Below are 14,317 nucleotides of genomic sequence, written 5' to 3'. Positions count from 1 at the left end.
GCGAAATCCGCAAGACTGATGCTCACAAACAACGAATTTCATCGCTACGGCCTTGCGAAACTGTCGAGACGTCGTGCACAGTGAGGTCGTGGCCAGTCGAAGCGCAGACCAGAGGGACTCGTCCCGCGAGTCCAGGAACGGCACCCCCCAGCTGGATGCCGTCTCCCTCGCCATCATTCAGCAGCTCCAGGAGGACGGCCGCCGGCCGTACGCCGCGATCGGCAAGGCCGTCGGCCTCTCCGAGGCGGCCGTGCGCCAGCGCGTCCAGAAGCTGCTGGACCAGGGCGTGATGCAGATCGTCGCCGTCACGGACCCGCTCACCGTGGGCTTCCGCAGGCAGGCGATGGTCGGGATCAACGTCGAGGGTGATGTCGAGTCGATCGCGGACGCGCTGAGCGCCATGTCGGAAGTCGAGTACGTGGTGATGGCCGCGGGCTCGTTCGACATCCTCGCCGAGATCGTCTGCGAGGACGACGACCACCTGCTGGACGTCATCAACAAACGCATCCGGGCCCTGCCCGGCGTGCGCTCCACCGAGAGCTTCGTCTACCTCAAGCTCAAGAAGCAGACCTACATGTGGGGAACCCGATAACCGTGACCCAGAAGGACCTCAGCCGCACCGCGTACGACCACTTGTGGATGCACTTCACCCGCATGTCCTCGTACGAGAACTCCCCCGTCCCGACCATCGTCCGGGGCGAGGGCACCTACATCTACGACGACAAGGGCAAGCGCTACCTCGACGGTCTCGCGGGCCTGTTCGTGGTCCAGGCCGGTCACGGCCGCACGGAGCTCGCCGAGACCGCCTTCAAGCAGGCGCAGGAGCTGGCGTTCTTCCCGGTGTGGTCCTACGCCCACCCGAAGGCCGTGGAGCTGGCCGAGCGCATCGCCGACTACGCCCCGGGCGACCTGAACAAGGTCTTCTTCACCACGGGCGGCGGCGAGGCCGTCGAGACCGCCTGGAAGCTCGCCAAGCAGTACTTCAAGCTGCAGGGCAAGCCGACCAAGTACAAGGTCATCTCCCGTGCGGTCGCGTACCACGGCACCCCGCAGGGCGCCCTGTCCATCACCGGCCTGCCGGGCCTGAAGGCCCCCTTCGAGCCGCTGGTACCGGGCGCGCACAAGGTCCCGAACACCAACATCTACCGCGCCCCGATCTTCGGCGACGACCCGGAGGCCTTCGGCCGCTGGGCCGCCGACCAGATCGAGCAGCAGATCCTCTTCGAGGGCCCCGACACCGTCGCCGCGGTCTTCCTGGAGCCCGTGCAGAACGCAGGCGGCTGCTTCCCGCCCCCGCCCGGCTACTTCCAGCGGGTGCGCGAGATCTGCGACAAGTACGACGTGCTGCTCGTGTCGGACGAGGTCATCTGCGCCTTCGGCCGCCTGGGCACGATGTTCGCCTGCGACAAGTTCGGCTACGTCCCGGACATGATCACCTGCGCCAAGGGCATGACCTCGGGCTACTCCCCGATCGGCGCCTGCATCGTCTCCGACAGGATCGCCGAGCCGTTCTACAAGGGCGACAACACCTTCCTGCACGGCTACACCTTCGGCGGCCACCCCGTGTCGGCCGCGGTGGGCCTGGCGAACCTGGACCTGTTCGAGCGCGAGAACCTCAACCAGCACGTGCTCGACAACGAGTCCGCGTTCCTCTCGACCCTGCAGAAGCTGCACGACCTGCCGATCGTCGGCGACGTCCGCGGCAACGGCTTCTTCTACGGCATCGAGCTGGTGAAGGACAAGCACACCAAGGAGTCCTTCAACGACGAGGAGACCGAGCGCGTCCTGTACGGCTTCCTCTCCAAGGCGCTGTTCGAGAACGGCCTGTACTGCCGCGCCGACGACCGCGGTGACCCGGTCGTCCAGCTCGCCCCGCCGCTGATCTCCAACCAGGAGACCTTCGACGAGATCGAGCAGATCCTGCGGGCCACCCTCACGGAGGCGTGGACCAAGCTCTGATCATCCGACTGGATGATCAACACCGGCCCCGGTGCCGTCCGTTCGAGTGAGAACGGCGGCCCGGGGCCGTGTGCTGTCCGGCCTGCCGGTACCGCCTGCCTAGCGTTCCAGTGACCGATCGGCCCAGCCTTCGTTCCCCCGCACGGGGGACGGAGCAAGGGAACAACGGATCAGAACCGAGGTGTACGCCCATGGAGGCCCCGCCGGACAACGACGTGCTGTGGGCACGCTCCCTGCACTTCAGGCACCGCGACGGCTCGCCCGGCCTGGCCGGTGTCTCGCTGGAGGTGCGGCAGGGCGAGATCCTCGCCGTCAGCGGCCCGCGCGGCAGCGGCAAGACCACGCTCCTCAGGTGCCTGTCCGGTCTGGTCCGGGCGCAGCAGGGCGAGGTCTGGTTCAACAGCGTGCCCATGCACACGCTGGGGCCGACGGCCCGTGAGCGGCTGCGCCGCGACCGCTTCGGATGGATCGACCCGGCCCCCGTGCTGGTACCGGAGCTGAACGTCTGGGAGAACGCCGCCCTCCCGCTGATGCTGCGCGGCATCAGCCGCCGCCGGGCCAAGGTGGCCGCGCTGGAGTGGCTGGAGCGACTGGACGTCGGCGACCGGGCCCGCAGACGCCCGCACGAGCTGCAGCAGCCGGAGCGCCAGCGCGTCTGCGTCGCCCGCGCGCTCGCCCCCGGGCCCACGATCCTCTTCGCGGACGAGCCGACGGCCCCGCTGCACCGCGCCGACCGCGCCCATGTGCTGCGCACGCTCACCACGGCTGCCCGCTCGCACGGCATCACCGTCGTGCTGGCCACGTACGACCCCGACTCCGCGGCCCTCGCCGATCGCGCGGTCTCCCTGCTGGACGGGCGGCGCGTGAGGACCGTGCACCTGCCGGACGCCCCGGAGACGGAAGGCCGGGCCGCGTGCTCGCTCTCCGCCTGACCCGCGCGGCCCGGCCCGCCGTCCAGCTGCGTCGCCTGCTGGTGGCCGCCGCCTCGGGGGGCACCGGCTTCCTCCTGCTCGGTTCCCTGGGTTACGCGCTGGGCCACCCGCAGACCCCGGGCGCGGCCGTGCTGCGCCTGGCCTGGTGCCTGGTCCCGCTCGCCGCCACCGTGTACTTCGCACTCGCGGTGGCCCGCACGGACCCCGGCACCAGACCCCCACAGGGCCTGTCGGCCGTGGGCCTGGGACCGGCCCGCCTGATGGCGATCTCGGCGCTGACGACAGCCCTGTCCGCCACCTTGGGCTCGCTGCTGGCGCTGCTGGTCTTCCTGCACCTGCGCGGCGATCTGACGGGCATGCCCTTCGACGGCGCGGCGACCCAGTTCCTGGCCGCGGACCAGCCCCTCCCGCTGCCGGCGGCCCTGACCCTGCTGACCCTGGTCCCGCTGCTGGCCTCGACGACGGTGGCCGTCGCCCTGCGCCCCAGGGACCCGCGCCAACCCGCCAAGGCCACCCGCGCCTTCGGCCGCTTCGGTGCGTACGGCCACTCGGCGCAGCGGGACACGTTCGGGGCGTACGGGAGGTTCGGGGCACGGCTGCGTACCTCCGCGGGGTCGCGTGCCGCCGCCGGGAAGGAGGAGACCGCTCCGCAGGCTCCGCCCGAGACCACCCATCCCGTGGTCACCGGCTCCGAGGCGCCGGAGCAGGACACCGACCCGGCCGGCACCCCCACCGCCCTCCCGCCGTCCCGCGAAGCCCCCGTCGGCCTCCCCTGGGGCATCGCCACCGTCGCCGCGGGCCTCGCCGTGCAGGCCTACGCCGGCCGCACCACTCCCGCCCCCGACCTCACCGACCTGCCCGTCGATGCCTTCACCGTGCTGGTCGGCTGGGTCCTGACCGCCCTCGGGCTCGTCCTCGCCGCCCCTGGCCTCACCCACCTGTGCGGGCGCGTCCTCCAGTCCGTGCGTCCGGGCGCCCTCAGGCTGCTGGCCGGCCGGGTCCTGATGGCGGAGGCCACCCGGATCGGCCGCCCCCTGGGCGTGGTGTGCGCGGTGGCGTCCGCCACCTACGCCCTGACCGTCCTCTACGACGGGCCCGCCCCCTCCTTCGGGCCCCTCACCACCCTCGGCGCGCTCGTGGTCACCGGCAGCACGGTGGCGACCCTGCTGACGGCGGCCACCGAGGCCCGCCAGCGCCGCGCCGACACCACCGCCGCCCTGCTGCGCCTCGGCGCCCCCGCCACGATGCTGCGCAGCGCCGCCGCCCTCCGCACGGGCGCCCTGCTCGCCGTGTTCGCCCCGCTCACCCTGGTGATCGCCAACCTGGCGGCGCTGCCGATGGCCCGCTGAGCGTCGTACGAGAAGGTCTCCGAGAGTCGTACGAGAGGGTCTCCCGAAAAATCTCCGAGAAAAATCTCCGGCCGCCGATGAGTTCCGCGGCGGTCCGGCGTCCAACCCAGCGAACGGCACCAAGCGCACGGACCCGAGGGAGAGACCCCATGTACCAGCAGATGATCTTCGTGAACCTGGCCACCGCCGACGTCGAGGCGTCGAAGAAGTTCTTCACCGCGCTCGGCTACACGATCAACCCCCAGTTCAGCTCCGACGACTGCGCCTGCGTCGTGATCAGCGACACGATCGTCGCGATGCTGCTCAGCAAGCAGCACTACGCCACCTTCACGAAGAAGGAGATCGTCGACTCGACGACGTCCAGCGAGGTGCTGGTGTGTCTGAGCGCAGAGAGCCGCGAGAAGGTCGACGAGCTGGTGGACAGGGCGATCGCGGCGGGCGGGAAGCCCAGCGGCGAGACGCAGGACCACGGCTTCATGTACGGCCGCGCCTTCGACGACCTCGACGGCCACACCTGGGAGGTCGTGTGGATGGACCCGGCGGCGGTTCAGGGCTGACCCGGTCGGTTGGCACAGACGTGCCTAGAGTGGGCGGGTGCATCCGACACCCGCCCAGCCGCTCGACGGCTCCCACGACCGCGAGATCGAGTCCCTGGCCGAGTTCGACGAGATCGTCGCCGAGCGCGGCTCACTGGCCCACTATCGCGTCCAGGCAATCGATCTGACGGGCCGTACGAAGACTCTGCTCGCCCTCGACACCACGGGCGCCGTCTTCCTCGGCTGCCCGATGGACCCCGAGGCGGCCGCCCACGTCCGGTCGTCCGGCGCCCTGGTGTTCCCTCCGCTCCCGGGGCTCCCCTTCGACCCGTACCGCGGCTTCGCCTACTCGCCCGACGAGTTGTTCGAGTCGCTGGAGGAGGGCTACGAGGCGACGCCGGACGCGCGGGCCTACGCCTGGTTCCAGCGCACCAAGGCCGACGGTGACGTCTTCGCCTCCATGCTGCGCGCGATCCACGACGACGCCGTCTCCGACGCCCTGGACGAACTCCTCGCCGGCGCCCGGGTGGTGGGCGTCATGGGCGGCCACGCGATGGCCCGCGGCACGGCCGCCTTCGCCGGAGCAGCCCGGCTGGGCCGGGAGCTGGCACGCGCCGGGTTCACGGTCGCCACCGGCGGCGGACCCGGCGCGATGGAGGCGGCCAACCTCGGCGCGTACGCCGCCCCCTTCGCCGACGGCATGCTGGAGGACGCGCTGCGACTCCTCGCCAAGGCACCCTCGTTCCGGCCGTCCGTCACCGACTGGGCGCGGGCCGCCTTCGAGGTGCGCGAACGCTGGCCCGGGGGCCGGGAGTCGGTTGGCATCCCCACCTGGTTCTACGGCCACGAGCCGCCGAACGCCTTTGCCGCGCACATAGCCAAGTACTTCGCCAACGCCACCCGCGAGGACGGCCTGCTGGCCCGCTCCACCGCCGGGGTGGTCTTCCTGCCGGGCGCCGCCGGCACCGTACAGGAGATCTTCGACAACGCGACGCCGAACTACTACGAGTCGCGGGGCGAGCCCACGCCCATGGTGCTCGTGAACGAGGAGCACTGGACGCGGGAGCTGCCGGCCTGGCCGCTGCTGCGGTCGCTGGCCCGGGGGCGGTCGATGGAGTCCCGTATCGCCCTCGTTGACCGGATCGAGCAGGCTCCTGAGGTGTTGAAACGTCTCTGCAGTTAATAAGCAGGCAAAGCCAACGGCCGCCGCAGGCATATGCATTGACACTCTTATGGAGCGCTTATAAACCTGTGAGCCTCCTGGGGGTGCTGGGGCATCACCTCGTCCGTCGTCCCATCTCCCCCTCAGCCCCCCGCAGTTCTGCACTCTGTAAAGGACAAACGTTGTCCATAACCCGCCGTTCCGTGCGCATCCTGGGTGTTGCCTCCGCCTCCGCCGCGCTGGCCCTCGGGGTCGCCGGCCAGGCACTCGCCTGCAACATCAGTGAGTTCTCCGCCGAAGCCCAGTGCGACGGCAACAAGGGTGTCATCGTCGTCACCGACAAGGACGCCTCCGGCACCCCGGCCACCATCACCGTCTTCTCGAAGAACGCCGCCGGTGTCGAGAAGCAGGTCGGCGAGCCGCAGGACATCAAGGGCTCCGCCACGGGCACCACGGTGAGCTTCCAGGAGAAGTGGAAGCCCAACGCCACCTACCGCATCCACGTCAAGGCCGGCAACCAGGTCGACGAGGACATCAAGCCCGACCTGCTGACCCCGTCCACGTCCTGCAAGAAGGAGGAGTCCCAGACTCCGACGCCGCCGGCCACTCCGACGCCGAAGCCGTCGGCGTCCACCTCCACCCCGACTCCGTCGGCCTCCGAGAGCAGTTCCGCCCCGGCGGGCGCGCCGAGCAACGCGCCGTCCCCGGCGGCCGGTGACTCGAACCTCGCCGAGACCGGTGCCAACTCCAACACCGGACTGATCGCCGGTGTCGCGGGCGCCCTGGTCGTCGTCGGCGGTGGCGCGGTCTACTTCGGCATGCGCCGCCGCGGGGCGAGCAGCGGCCGCTGACGCCTCACTTCGCACAACACCGCGGCCCGTCCCCCCGTATCCCCCGGGGGGGCGGGCCGCGGTCGTGTCCGGCGTCAGGGCCTCCGCGTCCGATGGTCGGTGTTCAGCGCTGAACCCTGAGCACTCGACGCTCAGCCGAAGGTGCTCCGCTCCAGCCAGAACTCCAGCACCTCGCGCTCACCCAGCACCTCCAGGCCGGGGGCGTCCAGCGGCAGCCGCCGGTAGAAGGCGAGCAGGAGCGGGGTGAGCGGGCCGCGCAGGGCGACGGTGGCCTTCTCGTGGCCTCGGCGCCAGCTCACGCCCTCCTCGCCCAGCTCGACGAGCCACTCGGCGTTCAGGGCCGGGTCGGTGTCGGTGGCGTGCAGGTGGATGCTGCGGCCGGGCCCGCGCAGCTCCTCGGCCGCCGGGTGCGCCGCGTTACGCTGCACCCACTCCACGAGCTGGAGCCACTCGTCCAGCGCGTCGGCGGCGACGTCGGGCGCGACCTCGTAGGGCAGCCCGGCCGTGAGCGTGGCGTCCGCGCGGTGCACGGTGATCTCGTGCGTCATGCGCCGGGCCCAGAAACCGGAGTCGAGGATCCCGGCCCAGGCCCACACCGTGGTGTCGGGCCCCGCTTCGCGCAGCGCCTCGACGACCAGCTCGCCGGTCTCCGCCAGCCACTTGTCCAGGGCCGTCGCGTCGCCCCGCTCCTCGGGTCCGCCGACGAGCGGGATCCGCTCCTGCGGGATGTTCTCCTGCGCCCGGCTGCGTACCAGGGCGTCCACCCAGCGCAGGGCGCCGCCCATATGGCGTACGAGGTCCTCCAGCGACCAGTCCGGGCAGGTCGGCACGGTGGTGGCGAGGTCCGTGCCGGAGGTCAGCACGGCCCTCAACTGCCCTACCTGGTGGGCGATTTCATCGCAGTAGCGGTCATGTGCGAGCAAAGTCATGCCCCTCACCCTAGGGGCGGGGTGATCAGCCGAGCACCACGATTTCGGCTACGTCGAACGCGACCCCCAGCTCGGCCCCGGCCTCCGGCGCGTCCCGGAGCGCGCAGGCCGCCTCCAGGCGCGGGCCGCCGTCCCGGGGCCGGAGGTGGACGGCCACATGGGTGCCCTTGAAGGTGCGGGCGGTCACCGTGCACGGCAGACCCTCGTCGGCCGCGACGAGCCGCACGCCGGCGGGCCGGACCAGCAGCGGGTGGTTGCCCTGGGGTGAGGCGTCGGGCACGGGCAGCTTGCCCCACGGGGTGTCCGCCGCCGTGTCGGCGACGGTCGCCGGGACCACGTTGTCGAAGCCGAGGAAGCGGGCCACGAACTCGTCCGCGGGCCGCTGCCAGACCTCCAGCGGCGTGCCGGACTGGGCGATCCGTCCGTCCCGCATCACCACCACCCGGTCGGCCAGCGCGAAGGCCTCGCCCTGGTCGTGGGTGACGGCGAGCACGGTCGTGCCCAACCGGCCGAAGAGCTCCCGGAGTTCGACCACCAGCCGTTCCCGCAGCGAGCGGTCGAGCTGCCCCAGGGGTTCGTCCAGCATGAGCAGCCGGGGCCGGGGCGCGAGCGCCCGGGCGAGGGCCACGCGCTGCTGCTCGCCGCCGGACAGCCCGGCGACGGCCCGCCCGGCGGCGCCCGGCAGCCCGACCAGCTCCAGCAACTGCCCGACCTCGGCGTCCCGTCCGCCCCTCGGCACCCCGTGCATGCGCAGCCCGAAGGCCACGTTGCCGCCGACGTCCCGCTGCGGGAAGAGCTGGTGGTCCTGGAACATCAGGCCGACGCCCCGCCGGTGCGCGGGCACGCCCGCCTGGTCCCGGCCGTCGAGCAGCACCCGGCCGAAGTCCAGGGGCTGGAGCCCGGCCACCGCCCTGAGCAGCGTCGACTTTCCGCTGCCGCTGGGCCCGAGCACGCACACCACCTCGTGCTCGGCGACGTCCAGATCCACCGCGTCGAGCACGGGCCGCCCGCCGAGGCGCACGGTCGCGTCCGCAAGGCTCAGCAGCATCAGAACTCCCCCGTCCGGTCGGTGCGCAGCCGCTCCAGGACCAGCAGGGCCGCCGCGCACACCACCATCAGAATCGTCGACAGGGCCATCGCCTGCCCGTAGTTGAGGTCCCCGGGCCGGCTCAGCAGCCGGGCCACGGCCACCGGGAGCGTCGGGTTGTCCGGCCGCGCGATGAACACGGTCGCCCCGAACTCGCCGAGGGACACGGCGAACGCGAACCCGGCCGCGATCAGCAGCGCCCGTCGCACCAGCGGCAGGTCGACCTCCCGCCACACCCGCCAGGGTGAGGCCCCGAGCACGGCCGCCGCCTCCCGCAGCCGTCCGTCCACCGCTCGCAGCACGGGCAGCATGGTCCGTACGACGAAGGGGGCGCCCACCAGCGCCTGCGCGAGCGGGACGAGGATCCAGGACTGCCTCAGATCCAGCGGAGGCCTGTCCAGCGCGATGAGGAAGCCGAAGCCGACGGTCACGGCGGAGACGCCGAGCGGCAGCATGAGCAGCGCGTCGAAGCCGCGCACCAGCCGTCCGGCGTCCCTGCGGGCCAGCGCGGCGGCCGCGAGTCCGCCGATCACCACGGCGATGGCGGTGGCGGCGACGGCGTACTCGAGCGAGGTCCACACGGCGTGCAGCGGCGCCACGAGGAAGGTGCCGCCGTCGGCGTCGGTCAGCGCCCGGTAGTAACCGAGGCCCGGCGCGTCGAGGGAGCGCCGCACGAGCACGGCGAGCGGCAGGACCAGCAGCAGGGCGATGGTGACCAGGACCCCGGCGAGCAGCGCCCACTGCCCGGCGCCGCGCGGCCGGCTGGCGGTCACCTTCGGGTCGACGAGCCGCAGGGCGGTCTCCCGCCGCCGTACCGTCCAGGCGTGCGCGGCGAGGATCGCGCCCACCGCGACGAACTGGACGAGGGTGAGGACGGCGGCCGTGGACAGGTCGAAGACCTCGGAGGTCTGGCGGTAGATCTCCACTTCGAGGGTGGAGAAGGTGGGACCGCCGAGGATCTGGACCACGCCGAAGGAGGTGAAGGTGAACAGGAACACCATGAGCGCGGCGGCGGCCACGGCGGGTGCGAGCGCGGGCAGCGTCACCTTCCGCCACGCCCGCAGCGCGGACGCACCGAGCATCCGGGCGGCCTGCTCCTGCCGGGGGTCGAGCTGGGCCCACAGTCCGCCGACCGTGCGGACGACGACCGCGTAGTTGAAGAAGACGTGCGCCAGCAGGATCGCCCACACGGTGGTGTCGAGCCGTACGCCCCACAGGTCGTCGAGGAGCCCGCCGCGGCCGACGAGCGCGAGGAACGCCGTGCCGACGACGACGGTCGGCAGCACGAAGGGGACCGTGACGACGGCCCGCAGCAGCTGTCTGCCCGGGAAGTCCAGGCGGGCGAAGACATGGGCGGCGGGCAGGGCGAGCAGCAGGGTGAGCGCGGTGGAGGCGAGCGCCTGCCAGGTGGTGAACCACAGTACGTGCCGGATGTCGGGCTGGGTGACGACGTCCGCCATCCGCCCGAACTGCCAGGCGCCGTCCACCTTCAGCCCGCGCGCGACGATCGCGGCCACGGGCCAGGCGAAGAAGACGGCGAAGAACGCGACGGGCAGGGCCATGAGCCCCAGCAGCGCCGCGCTCCCGCGCGTCCGTCCCGGGGCTACTTCAGTACGAGTGACGTCCACGACTTGACCCACTGGTCGCGGTTGGCGGCGATCTTGCCGGGGGCCATGGTCTCGGGGTTCTTGGCGGCCGGCCCGTACTTGGTGAAGTCGGCGGGCACCGCGGCGCCCTGCACCACCGGGTACACGAACATGTTCAGCGGCATGTCCTGCTGGAACTCCTTGGAGAGCAGGAAGTCGATGAACGCCTTGGCACCCTTGGTGTTCTTCGCGTTGCTCAGCAGCCCGGCGAACTCGATCTGCCGGAAGCAGGTGCCGGTCGCGACGCCGGTCGGCGCGGTGCTGGGCCGCTTCTTGGCGTAGATCACCTCGGCGGGCGGGGAGGAGGCGTACGACACCACGAGCGGCCGGTCGCCGCCCGCCTTCTTGCCCTCGGACGAGCCCGAGAACTCCTGGCGGTAGGCCTGCTCCCAGCCGTCGACGACCTTGACGCCGTTGGCCTTGAGCTTCTTCCAGTAGCCCTGCCAACTGTCGTCGCCGTACTGCGCGGCGCTGCCGAGCAGGAAGCCGAGGCCGGGCGAGGAGGTGGCCGCGTTCTCGGTGACGAGGAGGTTCTTGTACTCGGGCTTGGCGAGGTCGGCGAAGGTCTGCGGCGGGGTCAGCTTGTGCTCGCTGAAGTAGGCCTTGTCGTAGTTGACGCAGATGTCGCCGTAGTCGACCGGCGTGACCCGGTGCTTGCCCTGGTCGAGCTGGTAGGAGGCGCCGACCGCGTCGAGGCCCTTCGCCTCGTAGGACTGGAACAGCCCGTTGTCGAGGGCCCGGGACAGCAGGGTGTTGTCGACGCCGAAGAAGACGTCGCCCTGCGGGTTGTCCTTGGTCAGGATCGCCTTGTTGACGGCCTGCCCGGCGTCGCCGTCCTCGAGGACCTCGAGCTTGTACCCGGACTGCTTCTCGAAGTCCTTCTGCACGCTCTTGGAGAGGGCCCACGAGTTGTGGCTGACCAGGGTCACGGTCTTGGAGTCCCCGGCGCCCTTGGTGTCCGTCGATCCGCACGCGGACAAGGTGAGCAGGCCGAGGCCGACCGTCGCGGCCACGAGGGTCTTGGTGTTCACGTGAGTTGTCCTCCTGGGGTTGGCCAGGAAGAACGCGGCCCTGCCCGGGGACGAACCCGGGCAGGGCGCAACAGCATGAGTGGTGACCGAACTTCCTACCCAGAATGACCTGGGCGAGGTTCAGAGGGTCTGCGGCCCGCTTGCCGCACTCTCAGCGCTGTGGCGCTCCCCTGTCGGAATATGAAGATGTGATGAGACTCAATCGAACGCAGCCAGACTACCGCTCGGTGGCCGCGAGCTGACCACACGCCCCGTCGATCTCCTGTCCCCGCGTATCCCGGATGGTGACCGGCACCCCATGCGCGGCGATCGCCTCGACGAACGCCTTCTCGTCCTCGGGCCGCGAGGCGGTCCACTTGGACCCCGGCGTCGGGTTCAGCGGAATCAGGTTCACGTGCACGGGCTTGCCCTTGAGCAGCCGCCCGAGCCGGTCACCGCGCCAGGCCTGATCGTTGATGTCGCGGATGAGCGCGTACTCGATCGACAGCCGGCGCCCGGACTTCTCGACGTACTCGAACCCGGCGTCCAGCACCTCGCGCACCTTCCACCGCGTGTTCACGGGGACGAGGGTGTCGCGCAGCTCGTCGTCGGGGGCGTGCAGGGAGATCGCGAGCCGGCACTTGAAGCCCTCGTCGGCGAACCGGTGGATCGCGGGCACGAGCCCGACGGTCGAGACCGTGATCCCTCGCTGTGAGAGCCCGAGCCCGTCCGGCGCGGGATCGGTGAGCGCCCGGACGGCCCCCACGACCCGGTTGTAGTTGGCGAGCGGCTCGCCCATGCCCATGAAGACGATGTTGGAAAGCCGCGCAGGCCCGCCGGGCACTTCACCGTCCCGCAGAGCCCGCATGCCGTCCACGATCTGATGGACGATCTCGGCGGTCGACAGATTCCGGTCGAGCCCCGCCTGCCCGGTGGCGCAGAAAGGGCAGTTCATCCCACACCCGGCCTGCGAGCTGATGCACATGGTCACCCGGTCCGGGTACCGCATCAGCACCGACTCAACGAGCGTGCCGTCGAACAGCCGCCACAGCGTCTTGCGGGTCGTCCCCTGGTCGGTCGACAGGTGCCGCACGACGGTCATCAGGTCCGGGAACAGCGCCTCGCGCAGCTTGTCCCGCGAACCGGCCGGGATGTCGGTCCACTGCTCGGGGTCGTGCGCGTACCGCGCGAAGTAGTGCTGCGAGAGCTGCTTGGCACGAAACGGCTTCTCCCCGATCTCGGCCACCGCCTCCTTGCGCTGGGCGGGCGTGAGATCGGCGAGGTGCCGCGGCGGCTTCTTGGCTCCGCGCGGGGCTACGAAAGTGAGTTCTCCGGGCTTAGGCATGGCTGTACCAGTGTCGCAGATCCAATTGGGTGACCTGGGGCTGTCGGTCGCTACGACTGTCGTTAGCAGTCGTCACTGAGCGGCGTCGGACGGCCCAGGGACGGCCCAGCCGAGGGGGCTGCGCGCCCCGACCGAGCTGCCACTGTCATCGTTGCGGTCCGCTTACGCGGAGCAGACCGTCCATGGCGATACGTGCCGCCGCCACGAAGGCGTCGAGGCGATCATTCAGGCGGAAGCGGATCCGGGAGCCGAATCGACGGGCGTCTCCCCGCCGGGCCCGTGGGACCTCAGCCGTCCGCACCAACACATCCCACAAGGGTTTTCACCCCTTGTTCCATGGGGCACACGGCCGGTGGGACCCCACGGAGGTACCGAGATGAGCGCCGGAGAACGGGCCAAGGCAAAGGCCGAACAGATCGTCGGAAAGACCGTGCGGAAGGCGGCCCACGCGGTGCACAAAGAAACTCTCGCAGCGAAAGGCGCCGCTCTCGAAGCACGGGGCAAGATGCGGGGCGCGAAGGAACAGACCAGGGGCTCCTTCAAGCGCTGAGCGCGCTACCGCAGGCTTTTGGAAGACCGCGTATGTGGGCGGGCGCTGACCTGGAGCAACGCTGACCTGCGTGTTCACAGGGTGATAGCCGACGTTCCCCGCTGCGCGTGGAGCGGGCGTCGGCATGAGGCTCCGCAGCCGCTGATCTCGCCAGGACGTAGGACGATCTCAACGCTACGCTCAGTAAGGGAACCATCACGCCGCGCACCGCCGGTCGTGGCCGGCGTGATGCCCATGAAGCCCACCCACGAAAGGCGAAGCCATGACCACAACGGCAGCGGACGTCGTCCGCCTCAAGATCGAACGTGCGTTCGACACCATTGATGCCGACAATGACGGCTACGTGGACTGGTCGGACTACCAGCAGATCGTCGACCGGTTCATCAGCGTCTTCCACCTCGGCAAGAACGATCCCCGGGCCGGCGGAATCCAGGCCTTCTATCAGATGTACTGGCAGGAGCTGCTCCGGCATGCGCCGTCGAATGGGCAGAAACTCTCGAAGGACGCCTTCATCGAGGCCAACCGTCTCGCGAGCATGGACACTAGTCGGCTCAACATCGTCGAAGGCTGCGGCCACGCGATCTTCGACTGCATGGACGTCGACGGCGACAACGAAGTCAGCAAGGAAGAGTTCGAGAACTTCCTGAGGAAGGTCTGGAAGGTCTCCCAGCCCGACGCGATCGAGAGCTTCCACCGGCTGGACCTCGACGGAGACGGCCACATCTCGCGGCAGGAGTTCATCCGGGCGGCACACGAGTACTTCTACTCGAACGACCCGAATGCTCCGGGCAGCCTCTTCTTCGGTCAGGTCTGACCGCATCCGCTCCGTCCGGTGCAGGCCTGGATGACAGGTTCGGCGTGCCGCCCCCGTGGCAGGATGCACCGCGTTCGATCAGGGGGCCTGCGAGGTGCCCGTGCAGGGGTGAGAGTTGTTTTCAGACACACATTCGAAAATGTCCCG

Annotated in this window: 14 protein-coding genes; 9 read left to right on the top strand and 5 right to left on the bottom strand. The window is 70.5% G+C overall.

Annotated features, from left to right (window positions below; genetic code table 11):
* The first annotated feature begins 73 nt into the window (after nt 1–73).
* From ACWC5O_RS25965 to ACWC5O_RS25935, 7 genes are all read left to right on the top strand, one after another.
* A complete protein-coding gene (locus ACWC5O_RS25965; protein WP_393480274.1) occupies nt 74–592 on the top strand; it encodes an Lrp/AsnC family transcriptional regulator in 519 nt (172 codons plus the stop codon).
* A complete protein-coding gene (locus ACWC5O_RS25960; RefSeq protein ID WP_450589424.1) occupies nt 577–1,959 on the top strand; it encodes an aspartate aminotransferase family protein in 1,383 nt (460 codons plus the stop codon). The genes ACWC5O_RS25965 and ACWC5O_RS25960 overlap by 16 nt, the downstream gene beginning before the upstream one ends.
* 191 nt (nt 1,960–2,150) lie before the next feature.
* Nucleotides 2,151–2,891: an ABC transporter ATP-binding protein gene (locus ACWC5O_RS25955; protein ID WP_450589422.1), complete on the top strand. Its 741-nt coding sequence runs from the start codon at nt 2,151–2,153 to the stop codon at nt 2,889–2,891.
* Nucleotides 2,873–4,240 (top strand): hypothetical protein, encoded by a 1,368-nt coding sequence (locus ACWC5O_RS25950; protein WP_450589420.1) that lies wholly within the window; start codon nt 2,873–2,875, stop codon nt 4,238–4,240. Before ACWC5O_RS25955 ends, ACWC5O_RS25950 begins: the two co-directional genes overlap by 19 nt.
* 149 nt (nt 4,241–4,389) lie before the next feature.
* Nucleotides 4,390–4,797, top strand: a complete 408-nt coding sequence (locus ACWC5O_RS25945; RefSeq protein ID WP_450589419.1) for a VOC family protein — start codon at nt 4,390–4,392, stop codon at nt 4,795–4,797.
* 37 nt (nt 4,798–4,834) lie between these two features.
* The gene (locus tag ACWC5O_RS25940; RefSeq protein ID WP_450589417.1) at nt 4,835–5,959 is read left to right on the top strand and encodes an LOG family protein; all 1,125 of its coding nucleotides are present in this window, start codon (nt 4,835–4,837) and stop codon (nt 5,957–5,959) included.
* A 161-nt stretch (nt 5,960–6,120) separates the two neighbouring features.
* Nucleotides 6,121–6,789, top strand: a complete 669-nt coding sequence (locus ACWC5O_RS25935) for an LAETG motif-containing sortase-dependent surface protein (RefSeq protein ID WP_450589415.1) — start codon at nt 6,121–6,123, stop codon at nt 6,787–6,789.
* A gap of 131 nt (nt 6,790–6,920) precedes the next feature.
* Here ACWC5O_RS25935 and ACWC5O_RS25930 read toward each other — a convergent pair whose 3' ends face one another.
* The 5 genes from ACWC5O_RS25930 to rlmN all read right to left on the bottom strand — a co-directional run bounded on the left by ACWC5O_RS25930 (nt 6,921) and on the right by rlmN (nt 12,806).
* Complete coding sequence (locus ACWC5O_RS25930) at nt 6,921–7,718, bottom strand: maleylpyruvate isomerase family mycothiol-dependent enzyme (protein ID WP_450589413.1); 798 nt, start codon at nt 7,716–7,718, stop codon at nt 6,921–6,923.
* 25 nt (nt 7,719–7,743) lie between these two features.
* A complete protein-coding gene (locus tag ACWC5O_RS25925; RefSeq protein WP_450589411.1) occupies nt 7,744–8,766 on the bottom strand; it encodes an ABC transporter ATP-binding protein in 1,023 nt (340 codons plus the stop codon).
* On the bottom strand, nt 8,766–10,367 hold the full coding sequence (locus ACWC5O_RS25920; protein ID WP_450589409.1) for an ABC transporter permease: 1,602 nt from the start codon (nt 10,365–10,367) through the stop codon (nt 8,766–8,768). Before ACWC5O_RS25920 ends, ACWC5O_RS25925 begins: the two co-directional genes overlap by 1 nt.
* A gap of 41 nt (nt 10,368–10,408) precedes the next feature.
* Nucleotides 10,409–11,482, bottom strand: a complete 1,074-nt coding sequence (locus ACWC5O_RS25915; RefSeq protein ID WP_450589407.1) for a thiamine ABC transporter substrate-binding protein — start codon at nt 11,480–11,482, stop codon at nt 10,409–10,411.
* Nucleotides 11,483–11,699: 217 nt separating this feature from the next.
* Nucleotides 11,700–12,806: a 23S rRNA (adenine(2503)-C(2))-methyltransferase RlmN gene (rlmN, locus tag ACWC5O_RS25910; protein WP_450589405.1), complete on the bottom strand. Its 1,107-nt coding sequence runs from the start codon at nt 12,804–12,806 to the stop codon at nt 11,700–11,702.
* 376 nt (nt 12,807–13,182) lie between these two features.
* Here rlmN and ACWC5O_RS25905 point away from each other — a divergent pair, with 376 nt between their 5' ends.
* On the top strand, nt 13,183–13,356 hold the full coding sequence (locus ACWC5O_RS25905) for a hypothetical protein (protein WP_450589404.1): 174 nt from the start codon (nt 13,183–13,185) through the stop codon (nt 13,354–13,356).
* 262 nt (nt 13,357–13,618) lie between these two features.
* The gene (locus ACWC5O_RS25900; RefSeq protein ID WP_450589403.1) at nt 13,619–14,170 is read left to right on the top strand and encodes an EF-hand domain-containing protein; all 552 of its coding nucleotides are present in this window, start codon (nt 13,619–13,621) and stop codon (nt 14,168–14,170) included.
* Nucleotides 14,171–14,317 lie beyond the last annotated feature (147 nt).

The sequence above is a fragment of the Streptomyces sp. NPDC001450 genome, assembly GCF_053597295.1.
Note: the sequence above shows the minus strand (reverse complement) of the source record. Positions and strands in the feature narration are given on the sequence as shown.

What these genes read in the sequence shown, in the direction of transcription:
- ACWC5O_RS25925 (WP_450589411.1), bottom strand. Translation starts at nt 8,766, where the DNA reads ATGCTGCTGAGCCTTGCGGACGCGACCGTGCGCCTCGGCGGGCGGCCC.
- ACWC5O_RS25920 (WP_450589409.1), bottom strand. Translation starts at nt 10,367, where the DNA reads ATGGCCCTGCCCGTCGCGTTCTTCGCCGTCTTCTTCGCCTGGCCCGTG.
- ACWC5O_RS25900 (WP_450589403.1), top strand. Translation starts at nt 13,619, where the DNA reads ATGACCACAACGGCAGCGGACGTCGTCCGCCTCAAGATCGAACGTGCG.
- ACWC5O_RS25905 (WP_450589404.1), top strand. Translation starts at nt 13,183, where the DNA reads ATGAGCGCCGGAGAACGGGCCAAGGCAAAGGCCGAACAGATCGTCGGA.
- ACWC5O_RS25930 (WP_450589413.1), bottom strand. Translation starts at nt 7,718, where the DNA reads ATGACTTTGCTCGCACATGACCGCTACTGCGATGAAATCGCCCACCAG.
- ACWC5O_RS25955 (WP_450589422.1), top strand. Translation starts at nt 2,151, where the DNA reads ATGGAGGCCCCGCCGGACAACGACGTGCTGTGGGCACGCTCCCTGCAC.
- ACWC5O_RS25945 (WP_450589419.1), top strand. Translation starts at nt 4,390, where the DNA reads ATGTACCAGCAGATGATCTTCGTGAACCTGGCCACCGCCGACGTCGAG.
- rlmN (WP_450589405.1), bottom strand. Translation starts at nt 12,806, where the DNA reads ATGCCTAAGCCCGGAGAACTCACTTTCGTAGCCCCGCGCGGAGCCAAG.